Origin of the sequence: Achromobacter pulmonis (assembly GCF_002885955.2) — a bacterium.
Taxonomy (GTDB): Bacteria; Pseudomonadota; Gammaproteobacteria; order Burkholderiales; family Burkholderiaceae_B; genus Achromobacter; species Achromobacter pulmonis_A.
Window position 1 is genome coordinate 1 of sequence record NZ_POQS01000055.1, and the last position, 774, is coordinate 774.

Genomic DNA, 774 nt, shown 5'->3' on the forward strand with positions numbered 1-774 from the left:
TGGCCAGCAGCGGACGGTTGCGGTCGCGGCAGGTGCGGCGGAACAGTTCGTCCACGCTGGCCCGCAGATAGACCACGATGCCGCGCTCGTGCAGGCGCTGGCGGTTTTCCGCCGCCAGGATGGCGCCGCCGCCGGTGGCGAGAATAATGTTGCGCCGTTGGGTACACTCTTCCAAGGCGGCAGCTTCCCGGCGACGGAAACCGGCTTCGCCTTCGATTTCGAAGATTACCGGCACCCGCACGCCGCAACGCGCCTCGAGCTCATGATCCAGATCCACAAACTCGCGCCCCAGCGCACGCGCCAGGCCACGGCCGATGGTGGTCTTGCCCGCGCCCATCATGCCCACCAGGAAGACGGGCAGATCGTGCGGCAGCGACGCGGTCGCGCCTGCGCACTCCGCGGCACAAGGCGGATTTTCGGGCGTCTCGCCGGGGGACGCCGGGTCCGGGGCAGCCTCCGGACATGAGATAGCGGAAACGTTCATGCCGGCATTATCACATTGCCCGCAAGTTGCCCGCGCACCACACTGCACAATCTTGTTACAGAAACCGGTCCCCCGCGCTAAGCCCCGACCGGAGATACCCGTAAAATCGCCGCGATGAGCAAGCCCCAGAATTCCTCCAAGAAAGACAAGCCCTCCAAGAGCGGCTCCCCGATACTGCGATTCTTCGTCAAGACCGGCATCTTCTGTGCCGGCCTGTTCCTGTGCGGCGTGCTGCTGGCGGGAATGGCGCTGGCGCTGGCCTGGCCCAACCTGCCCGACCTGCACGCCAT

General features: G+C 66.0%; 1 protein-coding gene. It reads right to left on the minus strand.

All coding sequences use genetic code 11. From position 1 onward, the window contains the following. On the minus strand, positions 1-484 hold a 484-nt coding region (locus C1I89_RS33775), incomplete at its 3' end, for a shikimate kinase (RefSeq protein WP_102776426.1). Positions 485-774 lie beyond the last annotated feature (290 nt).